General features: G+C 65.6%; 21 protein-coding genes. 14 read left to right on the top strand and 7 right to left on the bottom strand.

Annotated features, from left to right (window positions below; translation table 11 throughout):
- The first annotated feature begins 21 nt into the window (after positions 1-21).
- The 6 genes from ACFQS4_RS15615 (at position 22) to guaA (ending at position 5,464) form a co-directional block, all read left to right on the top strand.
- Positions 22-987, top strand: coding sequence for a succinylglutamate desuccinylase/aspartoacylase family protein (locus ACFQS4_RS15615; protein ID WP_500194133.1), 966 nt, complete (start codon positions 22-24; stop codon positions 985-987).
- A gap of 1 nt (position 988) precedes the next feature.
- On the top strand, positions 989-2,098 hold the full coding sequence (locus tag ACFQS4_RS15610) for a pyridoxal-phosphate dependent enzyme (RefSeq protein WP_500194130.1): 1,110 nt from the start codon (positions 989-991) through the stop codon (positions 2,096-2,098).
- Between the two features lie 146 nt (positions 2,099-2,244).
- Positions 2,245-2,481 carry a HalOD1 output domain-containing protein gene (locus ACFQS4_RS15605; protein ID WP_500194128.1) on the top strand — a complete coding sequence of 79 codons (237 nt, stop codon included), beginning with the start codon at positions 2,245-2,247 and terminating at the stop codon, positions 2,479-2,481.
- A 91-nt stretch (positions 2,482-2,572) separates the two neighbouring features.
- Positions 2,573-2,785: a DUF8149 family protein gene (locus ACFQS4_RS15600; protein ID WP_253431094.1), complete on the top strand. Its 213-nt coding sequence runs from the start codon at positions 2,573-2,575 to the stop codon at positions 2,783-2,785.
- A 76-nt stretch (positions 2,786-2,861) separates the two neighbouring features.
- On the top strand, positions 2,862-4,547 hold the full coding sequence (gene pyrG, locus ACFQS4_RS15595) for a glutamine hydrolyzing CTP synthase (protein ID WP_500194125.1): 1,686 nt from the start codon (positions 2,862-2,864) through the stop codon (positions 4,545-4,547).
- Complete coding sequence (gene guaA, locus ACFQS4_RS15590) at positions 4,547-5,464, top strand: glutamine-hydrolyzing GMP synthase (protein WP_500194123.1); 918 nt, start codon at positions 4,547-4,549, stop codon at positions 5,462-5,464. Before pyrG ends, guaA begins: the two co-directional genes overlap by 1 nt.
- 12 nt (positions 5,465-5,476) lie before the next feature.
- Here the strand turns inward: guaA and ACFQS4_RS15585 are convergent, their stop codons facing one another.
- From ACFQS4_RS15585 to ACFQS4_RS15570, 4 genes are all read right to left on the bottom strand, one after another.
- Positions 5,477-5,833: a DUF7344 domain-containing protein gene (locus ACFQS4_RS15585; protein WP_500194119.1), complete on the bottom strand. Its 357-nt coding sequence runs from the start codon at positions 5,831-5,833 to the stop codon at positions 5,477-5,479.
- A 165-nt stretch (positions 5,834-5,998) separates the two neighbouring features.
- Positions 5,999-6,403 (bottom strand): DUF7344 domain-containing protein, encoded by a 405-nt coding sequence (locus ACFQS4_RS15580; RefSeq protein WP_500194117.1) that lies wholly within the window; start codon positions 6,401-6,403, stop codon positions 5,999-6,001.
- 309 nt (positions 6,404-6,712) lie between these two features.
- On the bottom strand, positions 6,713-7,105 hold the full coding sequence (locus tag ACFQS4_RS15575; RefSeq protein ID WP_500194114.1) for a DUF7473 family protein: 393 nt from the start codon (positions 7,103-7,105) through the stop codon (positions 6,713-6,715).
- A gap of 93 nt (positions 7,106-7,198) precedes the next feature.
- The gene (locus ACFQS4_RS15570) at positions 7,199-7,759 is read right to left on the bottom strand and encodes a TATA-box-binding protein (RefSeq protein ID WP_252700267.1); all 561 of its coding nucleotides are present in this window, start codon (positions 7,757-7,759) and stop codon (positions 7,199-7,201) included.
- Between the two features lie 187 nt (positions 7,760-7,946).
- On the opposite strand from ACFQS4_RS15570, the gene ACFQS4_RS15565 reads away from it, so the two are divergent.
- Positions 7,947-9,065, top strand: a complete 1,119-nt coding sequence (locus ACFQS4_RS15565; RefSeq protein ID WP_500196630.1) for a TIGR01177 family methyltransferase — start codon at positions 7,947-7,949, stop codon at positions 9,063-9,065.
- Positions 9,066-9,205: 140 nt separating this feature from the next.
- Positions 9,206-10,363 (top strand): MFS transporter, encoded by a 1,158-nt coding sequence (locus ACFQS4_RS15560; RefSeq protein WP_500196627.1) that lies wholly within the window; start codon positions 9,206-9,208, stop codon positions 10,361-10,363.
- Positions 10,364-10,365: 2 nt separating this feature from the next.
- On the opposite strand, the gene ACFQS4_RS15555 is transcribed toward ACFQS4_RS15560, so the two are convergent.
- Together ACFQS4_RS15555 and ACFQS4_RS15550 are read right to left on the bottom strand one after the other, a co-directional pair.
- On the bottom strand, positions 10,366-12,243 hold the full coding sequence (locus tag ACFQS4_RS15555) for a sensor histidine kinase (RefSeq protein ID WP_500196625.1): 1,878 nt from the start codon (positions 12,241-12,243) through the stop codon (positions 10,366-10,368).
- A gap of 368 nt (positions 12,244-12,611) precedes the next feature.
- A complete protein-coding gene (locus ACFQS4_RS15550; protein WP_500194111.1) occupies positions 12,612-13,094 on the bottom strand; it encodes an Lrp/AsnC family transcriptional regulator in 483 nt (160 codons plus the stop codon).
- Positions 13,095-13,610: 516 nt separating this feature from the next.
- Between ACFQS4_RS15550 and ACFQS4_RS15545 the strand changes: the two genes are divergently transcribed.
- From ACFQS4_RS15545 to ACFQS4_RS15520, 6 genes are all read left to right on the top strand, one after another.
- A complete protein-coding gene (locus ACFQS4_RS15545; protein ID WP_500194109.1) occupies positions 13,611-13,775 on the top strand; it encodes a DUF7576 family protein in 165 nt (54 codons plus the stop codon).
- 174 nt (positions 13,776-13,949) lie between these two features.
- The gene (locus ACFQS4_RS15540) at positions 13,950-14,927 is read left to right on the top strand and encodes a nucleoside hydrolase (protein ID WP_500194107.1); all 978 of its coding nucleotides are present in this window, start codon (positions 13,950-13,952) and stop codon (positions 14,925-14,927) included.
- Positions 14,928-15,031: 104 nt separating this feature from the next.
- A complete protein-coding gene (locus tag ACFQS4_RS15535) occupies positions 15,032-16,150 on the top strand; it encodes a BMP family lipoprotein (RefSeq protein WP_500194105.1) in 1,119 nt (372 codons plus the stop codon).
- 6 nt (positions 16,151-16,156) lie between these two features.
- A complete protein-coding gene (locus ACFQS4_RS15530) occupies positions 16,157-17,749 on the top strand; it encodes an ABC transporter ATP-binding protein (RefSeq protein WP_500194103.1) in 1,593 nt (530 codons plus the stop codon).
- The gene (locus ACFQS4_RS15525; protein ID WP_500194101.1) at positions 17,746-18,987 is read left to right on the top strand and encodes an ABC transporter permease; all 1,242 of its coding nucleotides are present in this window, start codon (positions 17,746-17,748) and stop codon (positions 18,985-18,987) included. The genes ACFQS4_RS15530 and ACFQS4_RS15525 overlap by 4 nt, the downstream gene beginning before the upstream one ends.
- Positions 18,984-20,048: an ABC transporter permease gene (locus tag ACFQS4_RS15520; protein ID WP_500194099.1), complete on the top strand. Its 1,065-nt coding sequence runs from the start codon at positions 18,984-18,986 to the stop codon at positions 20,046-20,048. The genes ACFQS4_RS15525 and ACFQS4_RS15520 overlap by 4 nt, the downstream gene beginning before the upstream one ends.
- A 30-nt stretch (positions 20,049-20,078) precedes the next feature.
- Here ACFQS4_RS15520 and ACFQS4_RS15515 read toward each other — a convergent pair whose 3' ends face one another.
- Positions 20,079-21,296, bottom strand: a complete 1,218-nt coding sequence (locus tag ACFQS4_RS15515; RefSeq protein ID WP_500194096.1) for a GNAT family N-acetyltransferase — start codon at positions 21,294-21,296, stop codon at positions 20,079-20,081.
- Between the last annotated feature and the right edge of the window lie 349 nt (positions 21,297-21,645).

Genomic DNA, 21,645 nt, shown 5'->3' with positions numbered 1-21,645 from the left:
AGCGGGCGCTTCCTCGGGCACATGACGACGACGCTCGGGACGGCGAGCGCGTCACCCGGCGAGATCGACACGGGCCGACTCGAGGTCGGCGAAACCCGAGACGGTAGCCCGTTCGGCCTCCCGGTCGCCGTGATCAACGGCGCCGAACCGGGGAAGACGCTCTACGTGCAGGCAGCCAGCGACGGCGACGAGTTGAACGGCGTCGGCGTGCTCAGCCGCGCCGTTCCACGGATCGACCCCACCGAACTGTCGGGAACCATCCTGGCCGTGGGACTGGTCAACTACCACGCCTTCCAGGTAGCCGAGCACCGCAACCCGATCGACGACACGAAGATGAACCGGACCTACCCCGGCAACGAGTCGGGTACCTCGAGCGAGCGCATCGCCCACGCTACATTCCAGATCGCCCGCGAGGCCGACCTCATCGTGGACCTCCACCAGGGGTCGACCAGCCGCATGATCGACGAGGTGCGGGTCCGCTGTGGCCACCGCCACCGCCTCCACGAGTCGTGCCTCGAACTTGCGCGCGTGTTCTCCCTCGAGTGCGGGCACATTCTCGATCAGAAGGGGCCGGAGGGACAACTCGCCCGCGCGGCACCGAACGAGGGCATCCCGACGATCGATCCCGAACTCGGCGGAGCCGTCGGCTGGGACGAAGAGAGCATCGAGAAGGGCGTCGCAGGACTGTTCAACGTCCTCCGGTACTACGGGTTCCTCGAGGACGAAGGCGAACTCGTCGACCAGACGCGAGCGACCGGGTTCGACCAGTACGGCTCGCCGGTCGGCGGTCTCGTCCGCTTCGAGCCATCGCTGGGCGAGCGCGTCGCGGCCGGCGACACCCTCTTCGAGGTGACGACGCCCTTCGGCGAGTCGAAGGCGACCGTGACGGCCGACAACGACGGCATCTTCTGGCGAAGTCGGCGCCTCCCGCAGGTCGCGACCGGCGAGTACGTCTGCTCGGTCGGGACCGACCTCGAGGTGATCTGACGTGGGTACACCAAGCGACCTCGTCTGTCCCGACTGCGGGGCCGAGTACGCCGCCGGCCCGGACGAACCCTGGCGCTGTACCTGCGGGCACGGCCTCGAGTTCGCGGCTCGCCCCCACCCCGAGGGGAACCCACTGCCGCTCTCCCAGCTCGACACCACCGAGGGGCTGTGGACGTTCTTCGAGTTCCTCCCCATCGAGAAACACGTCACGTTCCACGAGGGGTTCACCCCGCTCGTCGACGCTCCCGAGTGGGACGCCCAGTTCAAACTCGAGTACGTCTTTCCCACAGGCTCGTTCAAGGATCGCGGCGCGACGACGACCCTCTCACGGGCGGTCGAACTCGGCGTCGAGAAGGTCGTCGAGGACTCCTCGGGCAACGCCGGGGCGGCCATCGCGACATACGCGGCGAAAGCCGGCCTCGAGGCCGACATCTACGTTCCGGCGGACGTCAAGCAGTCGAAGCTGATGGCGATCCAGCGCGTCGACGCGCGCCCCGTCCGCGTCGAAGGGAGTCGCGAGGACGTCACGGCGGCCTGTCTCGACGCCGTCGAGAGCGGCGAGGGGTGGTACGCCTCCCACGCCTGGAACCCGGCGTTCTACGCGGGGACGATGACCTTCGCGTTCGAAATCGCCGCCCAGCGCGGGTGGACCGTCCCGGACGCGCTCGTGCTCCCGATCGGCCACGGGACGCTCTTCCTGGGCGCCTACCGGGGGTTCAAGTTGCTCAACGACGCCGGAATCGTCGAGTCGATGCCCCGCCTGCTCGGGGCCCAGGCGGCGGGCTACGCGCCCATCGTGGCTGCCCTCGGCGGCGATACCACCGGCAAGGACGGGGAACGAACCGACATCGCCGACGGCATCCAGATCGCCGAACCCGCCCGCGGCACCCAGATCCTCGAGGCCATCGAGGCGACCGACGGCGACGCCATCGCGCTGGGGAGCAACGTCCTCGAGACGACCCTCGACCGACTCCACCGGAACGGCTACTACGTCGAGCCGACGTGCGCGGCGGCTCCGGCGGCCCTCCGCCGGTACCGCGAAGCGGGCGTCCTGGACGACGACGATGACGTGGTCGTCCCGCTCACGGGGAGCGGTCTGAAGACGATGTAGCCCTGGGTGCCTGGGCCCCGGGTGTCTGGGTGCCTGAGGACCAGCGACTGTCGACTAGCCAGACAACGTCACGCTCGATCGTTCCCACGAAGTGAGAACCGACGCGAGAGTCAGTATCGAGTAACTCTTGAGGAACGGAGATAGACATGGGAAATCACTGCTGGCCGGTCGATGGGGAATCGCCGACGCTCGCGGTCGTCCAGGCCGTCGCAACCGCCGCGGGTCGTCAGCCGGAGGACCTCGAGCCGCTGTACGACTCCGTCGACGGCGATGCCCTGGACGGGGTTCTCGAGGGTGGTGACGACGTTCGTGTCCGCTTCGAGTTTGCGGGTTTTGACGTCGACGTGACGCCGGAGGAGGTGTGTCTGACCGAGCGGGCCTAGCCTCGAGACTCCCGCGAGCGACGATGCCATGTCGCCACTTCGATCACGGGCGACGATACCACTTTGAGGGTGCCCCTCGAGTGTCCACGTGATGACGGATTCAGACGAGGCCCGCGTTCCAGTGGAGTGTTCCGCGTGTGAGACGCGAACCCGCGTGCCGCTGTCGGAACTCGCCGAATCGATCGAGCGCCACAACGAGACCGTTCACGACGGCGAGCCGATCGCGGAGGTCGATCCGGACCTCAAGGCACAACTGGCCGATCTCGTGGTCGAGGATCTGGGGTTGCTCGAGGACGAGGGCTGACCATCGACGACTGCCAGTCCCTGCCGTGGCAGGTCCGTCCCGAAATGGTTTTGATCCCCTCACCCGGACACTCGGTATGCCGACGGATCCGGACACTCAATACGACTCCTCGCTGGGGAGCAAGTTCATTTTCGTCACCGGCGGGGTGATGTCAGGTCTCGGGAAGGGGATCACGGCCGCGAGCACCGGCCGGCTCCTGAAGAACGCGGGCTTCGACGTCACCGCGGTCAAGATCGACCCGTACCTGAACGTCGACGCCGGGACGATGAACCCCTACCAGCACGGGGAAGTGTACGTCCTCAAGGACGGCGGCGAGGTCGACCTCGACCTCGGGAACTACGAGCGCTTCCTCGGGATCGACATGCACTCCGATCACAACGTCACGACGGGCAAGACCTACAAGCACGTGATCGAGAAGGAGCGCGCGGGCGACTACCTCGGAAAGACGGTCCAGATCATCCCGCACATCACCGACGACATCAAGCGCCGCATCCGCGAGGCCGCCGAGGGAACCGACGTCTGCCTCGTCGAGGTCGGCGGCACCGTCGGGGACATCGAGGGGATGCCCTACCTCGAGGCCCTGCGCCAGTTCGCCCACGAGGAACCCGAGGAGAACGTCCTGTTCGTCCACGTGACCCTGGTTCCGTACTCGAAAAACGGCGAGCAAAAGACCAAGCCGACCCAGCACTCGGTGAAGGAGGTCCGGTCGATCGGCCTCCAGCCGGACGTGATAGTCGGCCGATCGGACGACAAACTCGAGCCCAGTACCAAAGAGAAGATCGCACTCTTCTGTGACATTCCCACCGAGGCCGTCTTCTCGAACCCCGACGTCGAGGACGTCTACCACGTCCCGCTGGCCGTCGAGGAAGAAGGCTTAGACGAGTACGTCCTCGAGCACTTCGACCTGGCCGACGAGGCGCTCCCGCCCGCCGAGCGCACTCGCGAGTGGCGCGAGGTCGTCACCACCGAGAAGACCGAGTCGGTCGACATCGCGCTGGTCGGCAAGTACGACCTCGAAGACGCCTACATGTCGATCCACGAGTCGCTGAAACACGCCGGGTTCGAACTCGGCGCCGAGGTCAATGTCGAGTGGGTGTTCGCCGATGACCTCGCCGACGGCCACGATGGGCAACTCGAGGGCGTCGACGGCGTCATCGTCCCCGGTGGGTTCGGAATGCGCGGCACCGAGGGCAAGATCGAGGCGATCCGCTACGCCCGCGAGCACGACGTGCCCTTCCTCGGCCTCTGCCTGGGCTTCCAGATGGCCGTCGTCGAGTACGCCCGCCACGTCCTCGGCCTCGAGGGCGCCCACTCGACGGAGATGGACGCGGACACGCCCCACCCCGTCATCGACATCCTGCCCGAGCAGTACGAGGTCGAGAACCTGGGCGGGACGATGCGCCTGGGCGAACACACGACCGTCATCGAGCCCGAGACGCTCGCGTACGACCTCTACCGGGACACCTCGTGTCAGGAGCGCCACCGCCACCGCTACGAGGTCAACCCCGAGTACTTCGACGCGTTCGCGGACGAGCCCCTGACCTTTTCGGGGACGGCGGGTAACCGGATGGAGATCCTCGAACTCGAGGGCCACCCGTTCTTCCTCGGGACGCAGTACCACCCCGAGTACAGTTCCCGGCCGGGCGACCCGAGCCCGCCGTTCGTGGGGTTAGTCGAGAGCGTACTCGAGGCGGGTCGGACGGACGGCGGAGACGTGCCGAGCGGTGCAGGCGACGCGGACGAAACCGAGGTGACCCACTGATGGTCGACACCGACACCTTCGTTCCCGAAGCAGTCGCAGAGATCGAAGACGAAATCGGCGATGCGAACGCCGTCATCGCCCTCTCGGGCGGCGTCGACTCCTCGGTGGCCGCCGCACTGGCCTACGAGGCCATCGGCGACCGACTCACGCCGGTTTACGTCGACACCGGCCTGATGCGCAAGGGCGAGACCGACCAGATCCGCGAGACGTTCTCGTTCATGGAGAGTCTCGAGATCGTCGACGCGAAAGACCGCTTCCTCGAGGCGCTCGCTGGCGTCACTGATCCCGAGGAGAAGCGCAAAATCATCGGCGAGCAGTTCATCCGCGAGTTCGAGCGCGAGGCCCTCGAGGCCGACGCCGACTACCTCGTTCAGGGAACGATCTACCCCGACCGGATCGAGAGCGAGGGTGGGATCAAGTCCCACCACAACGTCGGCGGCCTCCCCGAAGTCGTCGATTTCGACGGCATCGTCGAACCCGTTCGTGACCTCTACAAGGACGAGGTTCGCGAGGTCGCCCGCCACCTCGGCCTCGACGAACTGGTGGCCGAGCGAATGCCCTTCCCCGGTCCGGGACTCGCCGTGCGCGTCATCGGCGAGGTCACCGAGGAGAAACTCGAGGTCGCCCGCGACGCCTGTCACGTCGTCGAGGGGGAACTCGAAGAGTACGATCCCTGGCAGGCACTCGCCGCGGTCATCGGCAAGGCGACGGGCGTCAAGGGCGACAACCGCGTCCACGGCTGGGTGGTCTCCGTGCGATCGGTCGAGTCCCGCGACGGCATGACCGCCCGCGCCCAGGAACTCGACTGGGAGACGCTCCAGCGCATCCAGTCGCGAATCACCGGGCAAAACGAGAACGTCGCACGCGTCGTCTACGACGTGACCCACAAGCCGCCGGCGACGATCGAGTACGAGTAGCGGCGGTCGCGATCAGCTTTCTGGGGCCGATTCGAGCAGCTCGCGCGCCTCCGCCGGATCCGTTCGGAGGACGACGTCGCCGTTTCGATCGTCGTATTCGACGAGAAGTTCCTCCTCGAGTCGCGGCAGGTGATCGTGGTGGAGCATCGTCTCGAGTCGCTCGACCTCGCGTTCCGAGAGCGTCTCGTAGTCCGAAAGCGCCGCCACAAGTTCCTCCCGGGTCGCTATCTCGCGTTCGACGAGTAACGACATCACGCGTCGTCGGACGGGATGGCCCAAAACGCCGCTCGATTGAACCAGATACACGAGAGTGTCGTCGAGAAATCCGGCGAGCGCGAGGGCTGCCTCGGCGAGAATCGGCGTGACCATGAATGGGGTCGAGCGAGCGCGCACAAAAGAGTTCTCGTGGCTCGAGCGGAGAGTCCAGGCAGCTGTCGTTCCGAGTCCGAGCCGATTCTTCGCTCGAGTCGTTAGACGCGCTCCTCGAGCGGGCGTTCGTCCGTCGTTCGCCTCTTATTCGCCCCTACTCGCCTCCTACGGACGATTGTCCGACTCGAGCACCGATTCGTACAGGTCGAGACGCCACGTCGGGACGACGAGTTCCTCCGTTTGATTGTAGACGAGGAGCCCGTACTCCTCAAGCAGCGGGAGGTGCGTCCGACGCAGGGAGACGTGGACGCGCTGGCGGAGCTGGTGAATCGACGTCTCGACCGTCGGCTCGTGTTCGTCGTCGGCGAGCCAGCCGATCAGGGTGTGGACGTCGAGTGCCGTCCCCGCATCGAGCAGGTGCTCGAGGAGCGTCCGGCGACGGTCCGACGACAGCACGCGAGTGACCTCGGTACGAGCGAGAGTGTCGCGATTGCCAGCGCCAGGGTGCGTAGCGGCGGTCGTGCCGCGACCGCTCGAGTTCGCCGTCTTGGTCGGGACGCGGAACGTCATGGGTGATAACCACTCACTCGAGTAGGAGGTATAAAGCGGCGTAGTCGTTTCGTCGTTCGCCACCGATCGCAACTCGGTCGAATCGTTTAGCCGGCGGTAAAATGATATTACTCGCTGCAAGGACCCGTTCGACGGATCGTTGCCACACGTGAAAATCGGTCCGTCGATCGCAAATTCGGGCTAAATTCGCCTCGAGTATCACGAACACTGATCGGTTATCTCGAGGGTAAGCAAACGCTCGTTGGCGTCACGTCTGTGCCATTCCGAGCAGCGGCCAGACACCGGGTATCGTTCCGGGAAACAGTCGGATCACGCGGGTGCCGTTCCGAGCAACAGCCAGAGGTTCAAAATCGTGAATCCAACGATGACGGCAACGGTGTAGTACGCCACCGCGACCAGCGCCGCGAGTTTGTAGTCCAGGTCGTAGACGATCAGAATCGCGGTGTAGGCGACGGCGACCATGAACGGAACGACCACCAGCGGGCCCCACCGCTGGAGGACGACCGAGACGAGCGCCAGTACTGGTCCGATGGTGAACGCGCGTTTGACCGGGACCGTCCCGAGCACGTACCGGGCAGCGATGTGGAGCGTGACGCCGTAGAAGACCGTCGCCAGCAGGAAGGTCCCGAGGTACGCGAGGGGGCCACCCCCGGCCGGATCGATCCCGCCGGGGATCTGTGCGAGAAACGGTGGAGCGTGCATACTCGAGAGACGATATCACGCGGTTTGTGTGTGCCGAATTCGCGTCGCTCGAGGGAGAGATTCGATCGAAAATCGGGTCCGCGAGTCGGGCCGCTACTCGAGCAGGCCGAGGTCCTCGAGTCGGGAGACGATCTTGTCGACGGCGTGTTCGGCGTCGGCCGGTTTCTTCCCGCCGGTGATGACGAGTTTGCCCGAACCGAACAGCAGCGCCACCACTTCCGGCTCGTCGAGGCGGTAAACCAGGCCGGGGAACTGCTCGGGTTCGTACTCGATGTTCTCGAGACCGAGGCCGATAGCGATCGCGTTGAGATTGAGATTGCGGCCGAGGTCAGCCGAGGTGACGATGTTCTGGACGACGATTTCCGGATCCTCGTTCACCTGAATCTGGAGTTCGCGAAGTTTGTCGAAGACGATCCGCAGACTCTCGTGGACGTCGTCGGTGCTCTTCGCGCCAGTACAGACGATCTTCCCCGAGCGGAAGATCAGTGCGGCGGATTTCGGATTCTGGGTTCGGTAGACGAGACCGGGAAACTGCTCGGGGTCGTAGTCGGCCCCCTCGAGGTCCATCGCGACACTCTGGAGGTCGAGTTCTTGCCCGATGCCGGTCGACGCCACCACGTTTTCGATGTTGATGGTGTCCTTCGGATCCGTCATAAGTCGCTTAAAAAGACGTATTTAAGGTTTATAAAGCTTGGTACTGCGTGCTGATTTGTCCGGTTCTTTGAGTGTGTCAGACGAGTGGATGACGGTCGCCGACGAGGCGACAGGTAGTGAGGCGACGAGGAACCGTCTCGCGAGTCGACCGACAGTATCATTGCTCGTCCAGCATCACTCGAGACACGTGTATCTCCTCGAGTACGGCGGCGAAGACGACGCGTTCGCGGCGGCCGAGAGCCGTCACGCCGCCACCGGCGTTACCCGGGTCGCGCCGGGGCTGGCCGTCGCGAACGCCCTCGTCCCTAAGCGCGTCCGCGGACTGGCCTACACCCGCGCGGCGAGCGACCTTATGGGCCGAACCGACGCCTCTATCGCGAGCGCACGAGCCCTGCTCGAGGCGGCCTCGATCGATCGGGAGGGGACGGTCGCCGTCCGCGCGACGAACGTCCACGGCTCGAGCGGCGTCTCCACGACGGACGCGGAACGCGAACTCGGGAGCGTCCTCGTCGACCGCGGGTTCGACGTCGACCTCGAGAATCCCGACCACGTCCTCCGGGCGGTCTTCTCGGAGGGGCGCCTCAAGTCCGAGGCCGACGGCCGTGGCAATCTGCTCGAGTCGGTCGCGAGCGACAAGGTCAGGGAGCGAAACAACGAAGCTGGAGAACGAGTCGACGAATCCGGGGAACGGGTGTCGGTCTGTGCCCTCGGCTGGCTCGCCGCCGAGAGCGTCCGCGACTTCGGCTCGCGGGCGCCGACCGACAAGCCGTTCTTCCAGCCCGGAAGCATGGACCCGCTCCTGGCACGTGCGGTCGCCAACATCGCCGGCGCGGAATCCGGGCGAACGATCCTCGACCCGATGTGTGGCACCGGCGGCGTCCTTGTCGAGGCGGGACTGGTTGGAGCGACCGTCGTCGGCACGGACGCCCAGGCGAAGATGGTCACCGGTACGCGGACGAACCTCGCACACTTCCTCGACCGCGAGGATCCGTCGCCGACCGGCGTCCCGCGCGGGTCGTGGCACGTCGCCCGCGGCGACGGAACCCGGCTCCCGCTCCGGGACGGCGCCGCCGACGCCGTCGTCTTCGATGCCCCCTACGGCCGCCAGTCGAAGATCGAGACCCACCGGCTGGCGGATCTGGTCTCGGGCGCGCTCGCGGAATCCCGGCGAGTGGCCGACCGGGCCGTCGTCGTCGCCGATCGCTCGTGGGCGAAGGAAGCTCGAGAAGCGGGCTGGACGCTCGAGGCGGCATTCGAACGGCGGGTCCACCGGTCGCTGACGCGGTACGTGCTGGTTCTCTCCTGAGTTGGGGTCGGCTCGAGGGCGCCGAGGGTGGCTCGAGGGTCGTGGTTCCTGGTCCCTGGTTTCGCCGGTACAGCGCCGCCACTCGAGGCGGAGGATTCCGCTTTCGGAAGCCTTGAGACGGTATGCAGAAAAGACTGACCGTGGCCCGCGCTCGTCTCTTCGGATCCCTCTGTGGACTGGTCTTTCTCATCAATCTCGCCAGAATCGTCTTCGCACCGCTGCTGAACGTGTTTATCGCCGAATTCGGGATCGGCGAAGCGACCGCGGGCCTCATCGTCACCCTCGTGTGGGTCGGGAGCGCGTTCCCCCGTCTGGCGACCGGGTGGGTGCTCACGAAAGTCCCGAGACAGCACGTCGTGCTCGCCTCGGGCGTTATTCTCGCGATTTCGTCCGGGGTCGCCGCGACCGCCACCTCGATCACCCACCTCATGGGCGGCGCCTTCCTCATGGGGATCGCTTCGGGCGTGTACTTCGTCTCGGCGAACCCGCTCTTGAGCGAACTGTACCCCGATCGCGTCGGGCGCGTCATGGGAATCCACGGGGCCGCGAATCAGGTCGCCGCGGTGATCGCCGCCCCGTTCGTGGCGCTCACCCTCTTCGTCGACTGGCGCCTGTCGCTGTGGGCGATCGCCGTCGGCGGGGCCGTGGTCACGGCCTACACGTGGCTCACCGCGAGGCGAACCGAGATGCCGGACGCGGGGCGGTCCGATCGGGCCTTCGTCGCTGGCGCGCTCTCGGAGTGGCGGCTCATCGTGACCGCGCTGGCGATCGCGGGCGTCGCCGTGTTCATCTGGCAGGGCGTGTTCAACTTCTACGAACTGTACATGCAGTCGAAGGGGCTCTCAGACCAAGCGGCCGGGATGATGCTCACCGTCGTCTTCGCCGCCGGCGTCCCCGCGTTCTTTTTCGGCGGCGACCTGGCCGACCGTCTCCCGCAGATCCCGTACCTGCTCGGGATCGTCGGCACGTTCGCCGCGACCCTCCTCGCGCTGACGCTCGTCGAAGGGCTGATCCCGCTGGTCGCGCTCACCATCGTCGTCGGGTTTGTGATCCACGCGCTGTTTCCAGCCGTCGACACGTACCTCCTCGATACGCTTCCGGATTCGACTCGAGGGAGCGCCTATGCAGTATTTAGCTCCGTTTGGATGCTCTCACAGTCGCTCGGCTCGTACGTCCTCGGCGTCTTCGTCGAGGGGAACTACACCTACGACGAGGTGTTCGCCGTCGCCGCGCTATTTCTCGGCGCGACGGTCGTCGCCCTCGTCGTCCTCGAGCGGGTCGGAAAGCTCCCGAGCTAGCGCTACGGGTGACGCTCGAGCGTCGTCACGTCGTGCACTTCGATTCGTGTTCCGCCGTGCTGGCCGCTGGTCACCGTCAACGACCAGTCGTGCGCATCGGCGATCGCCCGGGCGAGAGCGAGACCGAGGCCGCGTTCCTCGTCAGCGTCCTCGCCGCGCGACTCGAGGTCGATTACCCGGTCGTGATCGGTCGGTGGGATCTCGGCGGCGTCGTCCATGAGGAAGAAGCCGCGTTCGCTCGAGCGAGGATCGTCGAAGCCGAGCAGCCCAACCTGGATCGTGACTGATCCGTCGGCGCGGGCGGCCGCGTCGTCGAAGATCGTCTGGAGGAAGTGATCGAATCGCTCCCGGTCGGCCCGGAGGGTCGCGTCGGCGTCGACGACCACGGCGGGGCGCTCGAGGCGGGAGCCCTCGACCGCGTGCTCGATCGCCGACACGAGGTCGATCCGCGTCCGGGGGCCGACCGCCGTCGCGTTTCGGGCGAACTCCCGGATGTCGTCGACGAGTCGTTCCGTGCGGTCGAGCGTCGTCGAGACGGCGTCTTCGGCGAGCGGAAACTCCCACTCACCAGGTCGGTCGGGTTCCTCCTCGAGCGCCGTCGCGACGGCCTCGAGGTGACGCTTGAGGTCGCTCGAGAGCACGTTCGCCACGCTCTCTAAGCGTTCGGTCTGGTGTTCGAGCTGGGTCGTCCGGTCCTCGAGTACCTGCTCGCGGATCGCCCGGTCGAGCGCCGCGCGAGTGTTCTCGGCGAGCGTCGAGAGTAACTCGACGTCGGTGCCCTCGAAGTTCGCGACCCGCTTCGAGCCCGTCATCAGGATGCCGTGAGTACCGATCGGGGCGATGATCTCGGAACGGATCGGCGTGTCGGGATTGTAGAGGCCCTCGACCTCCTGCAGGTCCTCGATGTGTCTGGTCTCGCCGGCCTCGAAGACGTCCCAAACGAGGCCCTCGCCGGGGTGGAATCGGGGGAGTCCGCCGAACTCGTCATGTGCACCCGCGGTGCCGGCGACGGGGTCGAGGTAGCCGTACTCGTCGTCGAGCAACCAGACGCCGCTGATCGGGAGGTCCAGGAGGTCGCTCCCGGCGTGAACGGCGATCGCACAGATCTCCTCGGGGTCGCTCGACTGCAGGAGCCAGCGCGTGACCTCGTGCAGCGAGGTCACGACCCGCTCGTACTCGCGCTGGTCGGTGACGTCGCGGGCGATGCAGGCGAGATTGGCCGAGCCGTGGTCGACCGGCACGACGCTGACCTCGGCGACCCGATCGGCGCCCGTCGCGTCGGTGTAGGCCAGTTCGAACGTCCGCTGGGCCGCGGTGCCGACGTCGACGTCGCTGAGCGCGCGGCCGACGTGGATGGTGTCGTCGGCGTCGACGGCAGCGAGGTCCAGGAGGGTCTCGACGTGTTCGCCACGCAGGTTCCGCGCGTCGGTGTCGAAGGCGCGTTCGACCGTGGCGTTGACCGAGAGGATCCGGTTGTTGTCGTCGAGGGTGACCACGCCGTCCTGGATCGCCTCGACGACGGCCGTGTTCCGGGCGAGTTTTGTCTCCTGTTCCTTTCTCCCGGTGACGTCGCGCATGGACACCGAGAGCCCGTTCTCCCCGGGCCAGGCCCGGGCCTCGAACCAGGTCTCGAGCGGCGTGTGGTACACCTCGAAGGAGACCGGCACCTGTTCGTCCATCGCCTGGTAGAAGCCGTCTGGGAACTGGGTCTCGACCGTCTCGGGGAACTCGTCCCACATGACCCGTCCGAGGAGGTCCTCTCGGGAGCGCTCGAGTAGCGCCTCGGCCCGCTCGTTGAGGTACGTGAATCGAAAGTCGGTGTCGAGGGCGAAGAAGGCGTCGCGGACGCGGTCGATCATGGGAACGGTGCGGAGGGTCACCGGCGACCACCCGCATCGGGGGAAATGGATCGGCGGCGAGGCGTCGTGGCTCGCGGCGCTAGCCGACTCGCCCGCCACACCGACCGAACACGCCTGTCTCTCATTCCGTTGACTCATAGTTACCCCACCCGGTATTTCAGTGTCGTGGCCGATGGGCGTACGATCCGGGCTCGAGACGGCGTTCGGCGCTGTCGGGACTGCTATTCGGAAATTCGACCGACCGACCGGTACAGGCGATCGATAGAACGCGACGGGACGTATTCTACCTGGTTCCCGTCGAGAATACCGCGGCTAACCGCGGAGGCGCTCTGCGGTGCTATTCTCGCCGTGCTGACCCCAGAGCACCTCGCAGTGCGATGCTCGGCGCCTCACCGTTCGATCGGGAGCAGTTCCTTCACCGTCACGTAGTCGAGAGGGGCAGCGTGTTCGGTCCGGATGAGATTCTCGTCGTTGATCTCGAGGGCGAGGTCGTCGAGTTGTTCGGCAACGTAGGTGATATCCTCGTTTTCGGTCCCGACTGCCTTGATGTGGAGGTTCTCCTGGCCGGTCATCAGTTCGGTCACTTCGGTAATCTGGGGAAGTGCCAACGCCTTCTCGGCCACATCGGAGCGCTCGCTGATGCGGGCCGTACAGCTGAAGTGAAAGTAGAGACGGAGCCCCGTCCGGTCGTAGTCGACGCTCGTCGTGTAACCGGTAATGACGCCGGCGTCCTCCAGCCGTTCCATCCGATTGTGAACGGTGTTGTCGGAGACCCCAAGTTCCTCGGCCAGTCCGATCGCATTAGACCGAGCGTTCTCCTGAAGCAGATTGAGCAAACGCCTGTCTACGTCGTCGAGTTCGTACTCGGTCACAATCGGGCTTATCGGGCCGCCTCCATGATACTATCGATACTCCACAGTTTCCGAGAGTGGTTTTCGAGAAGTTCGAGAAACAGGCGTTGGCAGGGCATTATCGAAATACGTTTTCGTACACTTAAGAGAGGTAGCGATGGTGAGGGAATATCGAATATTAATCCCTGATAGCCTCGAAGAACCACGTTATATTCCACTTTCTCGGGAAGTGTCGAATCAAACAACCTGGGTTTTTTATACGTAGACGCCATTGAACGACTGTGAAATCGGGCCTACCTGCTCCGTCCTCGACGGTAAACTCCCACGGGCCTGACAACGGCTGCTGTGGCCGTGTCAGACCCGTTGCTGAAACGGAAGGGAGGCCACTATCTGCGTCGCCACCGCTGGCCACGGTAACTGACCTGGATGCCCACCGCGCCCTCGCTCGAGCTGTCGATGATGTGACTGACGAGGGTGTCAATGATGGCAACGAGGTGCGTGATTCCGGTGACGGGCGAGTCACGACGGGAGGGGACAATGAGTGACGACAGACCGGATTTCTGGAACTATTGCGCCCAGTGTGGGATCGAATACAGCACCGCTGCCTCTCCACCGATCGTCGACGTGGTCACGGACGACGAGACCACCGCTCCGATCTCGTTCTGTAGCGACGAGTGCAGAGGGTCGTGGGCCAGCGACTAGTTCAGTGTCGGTTCGCCGCCGAGAGCACCGTACTGGCCGATTCTTCGTTCGTTCTGTTCGGACGACGTCCGCGCTGTGTGCGCGCCTTCTACTCGCGCCAGTCCGGCGAGCAGACACCACCCGATGTCGAGAGGGTCGACAGGGTATTCCTCGTCCGCCCCGAACCGTCGGCCAATGAGTGATTCGGACCCGGCGCGGCTGATCGTCGACACGGACACCGCGGGAGACGACACGCAGGCGCTCGTGCTCGCGGCCTGCTCGGATCGCGTCGCCCTCGAGGGCGTGACGATCTGTGCAGGGAACGTCCCGTTCGAGTACCAGGTCGAGAACGCGAAGTACACCCTCGACCTCGCTGGGGCCGGCGACGTGCCGGTCTACGAGGGCGCTCGTGAGCCACTCGAGAAAGAACACGAGTTCGCGGAGTACATCCACGGCGAGGGCGGCCTGGGTGGCGACCTCTTCCTCGAGACGGGAATCCCCTCGGCCGAGGCACACGCCGTCGACTTCATCGTCGAGACCGCTCGCGAGAACCCCGGGGAGATCACCCTGGCCTGCATCGCCCCACTGACGAACGTCGCCCTGGCGCTCGAGCGCGAACCCGACCTGCCGGAGCTGCTCGACGAAGTGGTGATCATGGGCGGCGCGGTCAATACGCTCGGGAACATCACGCCCGCGGCGGAGTACAACTTCTGGGTCGACCCCGACGCCGCAGCGGTCGTGATGGATGCCTTCGAGACGACGCTGGTCGACTGGGGGTTGACGCTCCGGGACTCGACGTTCGACACCGACGTGTTCGAGGCGGTCGAGGCGATGGACACGCCACTCGCGGACTTCTACCTGACCGTCACCGAGGCCGTCCGCGCGTTCAACCGCCAGTCCGACCACGACGCCCTCGGCGCAGACGTGACGACTCAGCCGGACTCGCTGGCGATCGCGACGCTACTCGAGCCCGACATCGTCGAGGCGGCGAATACGTACTACGTGGCCGTCGACGATCGGGAGGGGATAACACGTGGGTACAGCCTGGTCGACGAACTCAGTGTGACCGACGGCGAGGCGAAGACGCGGGTGATCGAGTCGGTCGACGGCGACCGGTTCAGGCGGATGCTGCTCGACGCGTTCTGGTATGGGGATCCCCATCGGGCGGAGTGACCGATCGGGAACTCTCTTAGACCGAATATTCAGGTAATTCACGTAAAGTCGCTATCTCCTTTCGAAACCGAATCTATAAACCGGTCGCGTACACTCTCACGGATATGCAACGACGGACGTTTCTCACGACAGCAGGTGCAGGGGTAACGGCAGGACTGGCTGGCTGTCTGGTCGGCGACGGTGGCGGAAATGGTGGGAACGGGAACGGGAACGGAAACGGAAACGACACGGCCGACGGCAACGGCAACGGCGGCGCCGGATCCGACATCACCGTCGGCATCATCTACTCGACCGGTGGCCTCGGTGACGACTCGTTCAACGATATGGCCCACGCCGGCATCGAGCAAGCGGCGGAGGACTTCGGCATCTCTTACCAGGACGCCGAACCCGACGCCCCCGCCGACATGAACCAGATGCAGCGGAACTTCGCGGGCGACGAAGAAATCGACCTCGTCTGCTGTATCGGCTTCGACCACGCGACCGACCTCGAGGAGAACGCCGCGGAGTTCAGCGACCAGCAATTCGTGCTCGTCGACGCAGTCGTCGAGGCGGACAACGTCGCCAACTACACGTTCCGGGAACACGAGGGCTCCTTCCAGGTCGGTCACCTCGCTGGCCTGTTGACGACGACCGACTACGCCCACGGCGGCGGCGAGACGAACACCGACGAGACCGTCGTCGGCTTCGTCGGCGGCCAGGAGACCGCCCTCATCGACCGATTCGAGGCGGGCTACATCGCGGGCGTTCGCCACGCCGACGACAGCATCGAGACGCCGTCGGCGTACGCCGGAAGCTGGAACGACCCGTCCCGAGGCCAGGAGATCGCCAGCGGAATGTACGACGACGGCGCGGACGTCGTCTACCACGCCGCGGGCGGCACCGGTGGCGGCGTCTTCCAGGCCGCCCAGTCGGCCGGTCGGTTCGCCATCGGCGTCGACGACGACCAGTCGATCAGTGCCGAGGACTTCAGTGACGTGATCGTCGCGAGCATGGTCAAGCGCGTCGACAACGCCGTCTACGACTCGGTCGAGTCCGTCGTCAACGACGAGTTCGAGAGCGGCATGAACGACCTCGGCCTCGACGACGACGGCAGCGTGAGCGCGACCATCGGCCAGGACTTCGAGGGCGAACTCCCCGAAGACATCGTCGACGCGCTCGAAGAGTCCCGACAGGCGATCATCGACGGCGACATCGAGGTTCCCGACAACACCGACGACCTCTGAGACGCAATGGCTACTGACGACCGCGGGACGGACGGCGAGACGCCGCCGGCGGTGGCACTCGAGGGGATCACCAAGCGGTTCCCGGGCGTCGTCGCGAACGACGACGTCGACTTCACCGTCGAGCGTGGCTCGATTCACGCCCTGATCGGCGAGAACGGTGCCGGAAAGACGACCCTGATGAACGTCCTCTACGGGCTGTACGAACCCACGGAGGGGACGATCCGGATCGACGGCCGGGAGCGAACGTTCGACGACCCCGGCGACGCGATGGCTGTCGGCATTGGGATGATCCACCAGCACTTCATGCTCGTGGACACGATGACCGTCGCCGAGAACGTCGTTCTGGGCGACGAACCGACGAAGTGGGGCGGCCTCGCGACCGACCGCGCCAGAGCCAACGAGGAGACACGGGCGCTGGCCGACCGCTACGGCTTCGACGTCGACCCGACCGAGCGCATCGAGGACGTCAGCGTCGGCGAACAACAGCGCGTCGAGATTCTGAAGACGCTCTACCGCGGTGCGGACGTCCTCATCCTCGACGAACCGACCGCCGTCCTCACCCCACAAGAGGTCGACGCGCTGCTCGAGGTCCTCGAGGAACTCATCGCCGAGGACAAGACAATCATCTTCATCACGCACAAACTCGGCGAGGCCCTCGAGGTCGCCGACGAGATTAGCGTCCTGCGAAACGGCGAACTCGTCGGGACGGTCCCGGCGGCCGACGCCACCCGCGAGGAACTTGCGCGCATGATGGTCGGTCGAGACGTGCTCCTCGAGGTCGACAAACCCGCCACCACGCGCGGGGGCGTCGTCCTCGACGTCGATAGGGTGACGGTGACGGACGACCGGGACGTCGTCGCGGTCGACGAGGCGACGTTCCGCGTCCACGAGGGCGAGGTCTTCGGTATCGCAGGCGTCGACGGGAACGGCCAGTCAGAACTCGTCGAGGCCATCACGGGGCTCCGTCGGACGACCGACGGAACGATCACGTTCGACGGGCGCGAGATCACCTCGTCGCCGCGTCGCGAGCGCATCACCGCCGGGATGGCCTACGTCGCCGAGGACCGTCAGAAACGGAGCCTGGTGATGGACTACGATCTTCGGCGAAACGGCCTGCTGGGCCGACAGCACCTCGCGCCGTTCTCGGACGGTCGAGTGATCGACTGGGAGGCGACCAGCGACTACGTCGACGAGATCATCGCGGAGTACGACGTGCGACCACCCGACCCCTCCGCAACGGCGCACTCGCTCTCGGGCGGGAACCAGCAGAAGTTCATCGTCGGCCGCGAGTTCGAACGCGACCCCTCGCTGGTCGTCGCCGCGCAACCGACTCGTGGGGTCGACATCGGGAGCATCGAGTTCATCCACAACCGACTGCTCGACCTCCGTTCGGCGGGGAAAGCCATCCTCCTCGTCTCCTCGAAACTCGACGAGGTGACCCAGCTTTCCGATCGGCTCGCGGTAATGCACGACGGTGAACTCGTCGCCGTCGTCGATCCCGACGCCGTCACCGAGGAGGAACTCGGCTTGCTCATGGCCGGCGAACGACCCGACGGACTCGACGTCGACGGCGCTCGAGTCGGGAGGTCGGTGGTATGAGCGGCACGGACGGTTCGGACAGCCCGGACGGTTCGGACGGCAGCGGGGACGGCGGCTGGCGTGAACGCGGCGGAGCAACCCTCGACCGCCTCGTCGACGCCTCGGCGGCCGAACGCGTCGCGATCAGCCTCGCCTCGCTCGTCTTCGCGCTCGTCGTCGGCGCCGTCTTGGTGTTCGTCTCCGGGTTCGTCGCCGAGTGCTCGAGCCCCTTCATCTACCTGCCAGGGCTCGGGTACGGCTGTTACAACCCGCTCGAGATGTACTGGACGATTCTGGAGGGGGCGTTCGGCTCGTTCACCGACCTCGGCCAGACGCTGTTGCAGACGACCCTGTTGCTGTTCACCGGGCTCTCGGTCGCCGTCGCGTTTCGCGCCGGCCTGTTCAACATCGGGACGCAGGGACAGATGGTACTCGGCGCGCTGGCGACGGCGATGACGGTACTCACGGTCGGAGAGTTCGTGCCGGATACGCTGATCGGTTCCCTCGTCGTGATCCCGGTCGGAATCGTCGTCGGCGGTTTCGTCGGTGGGGTCTGGGGGATGATCCCCGGCCTGATGAAGGCCTACGCGAACGCCCACGAGGTGATCACGACGATTATGCTCAACTTCGTCGCCGCGGGCGTCGCCTACTGGCTCGTACAGGTCCACATCGGCGACCTGGCGAGCGATTCGGTGCAGACGGAACCGATCCCGGGAGTCGCCCGATTGCCGGCGTCGATCGACGGAAGCCGGTTTTCGCTGATCGCCCTGATCGGCGCCCTCGCGATCGCCGTCGGTATCGCCCTGCTGTACTCACGAACCGTCATCGGCTACGATCTGCGCACGAGCGGCATCCAGGAGGCTGCAGCGGAGTACGGCGGCGTCGATGCGAGACGAAACATCGTCACGAGCATGACGCTATCCGGTGTCCTGGGCGGTGTCGCCGGGGCGATATACGTCACGATGGTCCAGTACCGCTGGCAGGCCGGCATCCCGCCGCTCGGCTTCGACGGCATCGCGGTCTCCATCCTCGCCGGGAACAACCCCATCGGCGTGATCCCGGCCGCCCTCCTCTTCGGAACCCTCAAGACCGGCAGCGTGGCGGTCGACCTCTCACTCGGCATCCCGAACGAACTCGTCGAGGTGCTCAGGGGGTTGATCATCCTCTTCATCGCCATGCCCGAGTTCTTCCGATTGCTCGGCAAGCACTATGGATTCGGCAGCGAACCCGTCGCGACCGACGGAGGTGAGCGGCGATGAACGCGCCGACCGTCACTCGTCGTCAGGGCCTCGCCATCGGCGCGGGCCTTTTCGGCGTACTCGCACTCGGCCTCGTCGTCGACGGCGGGCGCCAGTTCGTCGGGGAGATTGCCGGCGTCCTCAGCATCTCCTATCTCGGCTCTGCGCTCCGGTTCACCGTCCCAATCGCGTTCGCCGCGATGGGCGGCATCTTCGCCGAGAAATCCGGCGTCATCAACATCGGACTCGAGGGGCTGCTCATCGTCGGCGCGTTCAGTTCGATTGCGACCATGTACGCGCTCGGTTCCGACTCCGTCCCAATCGAGCCGAATCCGTGGCTCGCGCTGCTGGGGGCCATCCTCGCGAGCACGTTGATCGCCCTCCTGTTCGCCATCGTCTGCATCGAATTCAAGGCCGATCAGATCATCGCCGGCCTCGCCGTCTGGTTGATCGCGCTGGGCGCCGCCCCGTTCCTCAGCGTCGTCATCTGGGACCGGCGGAGCAGTCCGGGGAACGTCGGTACGTTCTCGTCGGTCTCGATTCCGGGACTCTCCTCGCTGCCAGGCGTCGGCCAGATTTTCGAGTTCTCGCCGCAGGTGTTGCTCTTGCTCGTGGCCGTCCCCGTCTCGTGGTACCTCCTCAACCGGACTACGTTCGGGATGTGGCTCGAGGCCAGCGGCGAGGACCCCAAGTCGCTCGACACGGCCGGCGTCGACGTCCGAAAGGTGCGTTACGCTGGCGTCCTGCTCTCGGGCGTCTACTGCGGCATCGGCGGCGCCGGCTGGGCACTCAACGTGGGCCAGTTCCAGGGCACCGGCGACACCATGATCGACGGTCGCGGCTGGATCGGCCTGACGGCGTACCTGATCGGGAACTACAACCCGATCGGCGCGTTCCTCGCGTCGTTCCTCTTCGCGGCCCTCGACGCGCTTCAGATCGAACTTCAGCAGATCGCAGCCTACGACCTCTCCTCGACGCTCGTCGGCATCGTCCCCTACGTCGCCGTCCTGGTCGTGCTCACGTTCGTCGGTCATACCCGGATGCCGTCGGCCGCGGGCGAACACTACGAGTCCGACGAGTAGTCGTTCTCCAACTCGAGTTTCGCGTTACGATCAGAACCCGTCCCGCAGGTACACCGCCCGCTCGGGGAACAGTGTCTTGAGCGTCTCAAGCGCCGATGGTGAGACCTCGAGACGGCCTGCCCGCTCGACCGCCCGGGCCGAACGGGCGCCGACGGCGAGTTGTGACAGCGTTCCAACGTCGAGCGCGATGTTTGAGTCCGGCACGGGTACGCGTTCGCAGGTACCATCGCCACTCTCGACCGAGAGTTCGAATGCACCATCGTTCCACGCAGCCAGCGGGTCGTCGACGGTGAGCGTCACGCTGGCGTCGACGGTCGGATACGAGAGCGCCGACAGCGCTCGCGAGACGTCGACGATTCGAATCATCGGCCCACCCTCGCGTTCGGTCTCGAGTTCGTCGGGGTCGCTCGAAACGTCGAAAAGCGGCGTGTCGGTGGGCAGGCGAAGACGAACGGTCTGGACCTGCGAGTCGTGGTCGCGACAGAACGACAGGAGCGCCAGGAACGCCTCGACGTCGGTGTAGGCGAGTTCGGCGACGTCCATCGTCCGGTCGCCCCAGTCGCCGTCGATCGTGTACTCGAGGTAGCCCGCCGGCTCCCCGTCGCGTTCCCAGACGGCGACGAACGGGTCCGTCTCCCAGTTCTCGAAGACGCGGTAGCGCCACCAGTCGGCGTCGCGATCGATCGAAAGGTCGTAGCGCGCGGCGTGGCGCTCGTAGACCGGAACGAGGGTCTCGTAGTCGTCGGCCTCGAGGCGCCGGTATCGGCCGTTTTCGATGGTTTCCGCCTCGAGCCGCGTCCGGGCGAACGAGAGGTCCGCGGGGTCGCACTCGACCCGAAGCTGTCGGTTGGCCGTCGCCCAGCCGTACTGCCGGTAGAACCGGTGTCGAAACGGCCAGAGGGCCGCGAAGGCCGCGTCACGGTCTCGATACTCCTCGAGCGAGGCGACTAGCAGGTCCCGGACGTAACCGCTCCGGCGGTGTTCCGGCGGCGAGGCGACGGAGGCGAGGCCAGCCATCGAGTGTTCGTCGCCGCGGACGTGAACGTCGAACCAGTAGTGTTTGCAGACACAGAGCGGGTCTCCATCGCCGTCCGCGAACAGCCCTCGTCGGTCGCCGAGAAGCGCTCGTGGCCGGTCGTGTTCCGCCGGTTCGTACGCCGGTGGGCCGTTGGTGGGCGTGAACGCGTAGGAGACGTACTCGTGAAATCGATCGCGCTCGTCCTCGGAGAGTGCCCGATAGATCGTCATAATCGATGAGCGAGAGGCCAGTTCGAAGAATGTTTGTGTCCCATGTGTCACGATAACACGCGATCGTTTCTGTGGTGTTACAGGTTTCCCCGGAACCCGTCCAAACGCTAATGGTCGATTACCGAGCGACCAATCAATGACCGCTTCGGGCTCGAGTACGAACCGGTTCCCCCATCCGAACAGCACGCCGTATCCCGGTTTGGTGACGCAGCGACAGGGCAATTGAAATCCGCAATCGCTGTCCGCATCGACCGACGACACTCGTGAGTCGAGATCGACACGGCCAGCGCCAGTCTCGCTCGTCCCAATTCCAGACGCGCGTTCTCGAAGCGGTACGTCTTGGTTGCTG

This window comes from Saliphagus sp. GCM10025317, assembly GCF_042663665.1.
GTDB lineage: Archaea > Halobacteriota > Halobacteria > Halobacteriales > Natrialbaceae > Natronosalvus.
Note: the sequence above shows the minus strand (reverse complement) of the source record. Positions and strands in the feature narration are given on the sequence as shown.

What these genes read in the sequence shown, in the direction of transcription:
- ACFQS4_RS15545 (WP_500194109.1), top strand. Translation starts at nt 13,611, where the DNA reads ATGAGTGACGACAGACCGGATTTCTGGAACTATTGCGCCCAGTGTGGG.
- ACFQS4_RS15530 (WP_500194103.1), top strand. Translation starts at nt 16,157, where the DNA reads ATGGCTACTGACGACCGCGGGACGGACGGCGAGACGCCGCCGGCGGTG.
- ACFQS4_RS15605 (WP_500194128.1), top strand. Translation starts at nt 2,245, where the DNA reads ATGGGAAATCACTGCTGGCCGGTCGATGGGGAATCGCCGACGCTCGCG.
- ACFQS4_RS15600 (WP_253431094.1), top strand. Translation starts at nt 2,573, where the DNA reads ATGACGGATTCAGACGAGGCCCGCGTTCCAGTGGAGTGTTCCGCGTGT.
- ACFQS4_RS15535 (WP_500194105.1), top strand. Translation starts at nt 15,032, where the DNA reads ATGCAACGACGGACGTTTCTCACGACAGCAGGTGCAGGGGTAACGGCA.
- ACFQS4_RS15585 (WP_500194119.1), bottom strand. Translation starts at nt 5,833, where the DNA reads ATGGTCACGCCGATTCTCGCCGAGGCAGCCCTCGCGCTCGCCGGATTT.
- ACFQS4_RS15540 (WP_500194107.1), top strand. Translation starts at nt 13,950, where the DNA reads ATGAGTGATTCGGACCCGGCGCGGCTGATCGTCGACACGGACACCGCG.
- ACFQS4_RS15525 (WP_500194101.1), top strand. Translation starts at nt 17,746, where the DNA reads ATGAGCGGCACGGACGGTTCGGACAGCCCGGACGGTTCGGACGGCAGC.
- ACFQS4_RS15520 (WP_500194099.1), top strand. Translation starts at nt 18,984, where the DNA reads ATGAACGCGCCGACCGTCACTCGTCGTCAGGGCCTCGCCATCGGCGCG.
- ACFQS4_RS15515 (WP_500194096.1), bottom strand. Translation starts at nt 21,296, where the DNA reads ATGACGATCTATCGGGCACTCTCCGAGGACGAGCGCGATCGATTTCAC.
- ACFQS4_RS15575 (WP_500194114.1), bottom strand. Translation starts at nt 7,105, where the DNA reads ATGCACGCTCCACCGTTTCTCGCACAGATCCCCGGCGGGATCGATCCG.
- ACFQS4_RS15615 (WP_500194133.1), top strand. Translation starts at nt 22, where the DNA reads ATGACGACGACGCTCGGGACGGCGAGCGCGTCACCCGGCGAGATCGAC.
- ACFQS4_RS15570 (WP_252700267.1), bottom strand. Translation starts at nt 7,759, where the DNA reads ATGACGGATCCGAAGGACACCATCAACATCGAAAACGTGGTGGCGTCG.
- pyrG (WP_500194125.1), top strand. Translation starts at nt 2,862, where the DNA reads ATGCCGACGGATCCGGACACTCAATACGACTCCTCGCTGGGGAGCAAG.
- guaA (WP_500194123.1), top strand. Translation starts at nt 4,547, where the DNA reads ATGGTCGACACCGACACCTTCGTTCCCGAAGCAGTCGCAGAGATCGAA.
- ACFQS4_RS15580 (WP_500194117.1), bottom strand. Translation starts at nt 6,403, where the DNA reads ATGACGTTCCGCGTCCCGACCAAGACGGCGAACTCGAGCGGTCGCGGC.